Origin of the sequence: Pseudomonas sp. GM49, assembly GCF_000282355.1 — a bacterium.
GTDB lineage: Bacteria > Pseudomonadota > Gammaproteobacteria > Pseudomonadales > Pseudomonadaceae > Aquipseudomonas.
In genome coordinates this window covers 1-625 of record NZ_AKJL01000119.1, presented here as the reverse complement: position 1 = coordinate 625, position 625 = coordinate 1, and the positions used below count along the sequence as shown (strand labels likewise).

Here is a 625-nt window from a genome sequence, read left to right as displayed (position 1 = left end):
GCCGGTGGTTGACCGGGTGCACGATCATGCGGCCGTTATGGCGCTGGATCAGCGCTGGAATATAGCGATGCATGTGGTCGAAGTACGGCAGGCGCAAAAACGCCGCGCGATCGATCAGTTTCAGGCCGCAACCGGTGTCCGGGGTGGCGTCCTTGAGCAGGCGGCGGCGCAGGTTGTTGGCGAAACGCGAGGCGTAGCGTTTGCTCGCCGTGTCGCGACGGTTGACCCGATGCCCGGCAACCAGTTGCACATCGACCTTGCCTGGCTCGCCGCGCACCAGCGCGAGCATGCCGGGGATGTCCGCCGGGTCGTTCTGGCCGTCGCCATCGAGGGTGGCCAGCCACGTACCCCGTGCCTCACGGGCCGCGTGGTAGAGCGAGGTGCTCTGCCCCAGCGAACGCTCGTGATGGAGGATGCGCAAAGTGTTCAAGCCGTCGTGGCGGATCTGCCGCAGCTCATGCAGGGTCGCGTCGGTGCTGCCATCGTCGACGACGATGATTTCGTACGATTCAGCGGCCAATGCGACGCGGATTTCCTCAAGCAGCGGCTTGAGGTTGTTCGCTTCGTTTTTAGCGGGAATCAGTACGGATACAAAAATGTCTTGGCTCATGGAGTCTCTCTCGCC

General features: G+C 63.2%; 1 protein-coding gene. It reads right to left on the bottom strand.

Translation table 11 applies throughout. The annotated features are described in order from the left end of the window. On the bottom strand, nucleotides 1-610 hold a 610-nt coding region (locus PMI29_RS17135; protein ID WP_033052310.1), incomplete at its 3' end, for a glycosyltransferase family 2 protein. Nucleotides 611-625 lie beyond the last annotated feature (15 nt).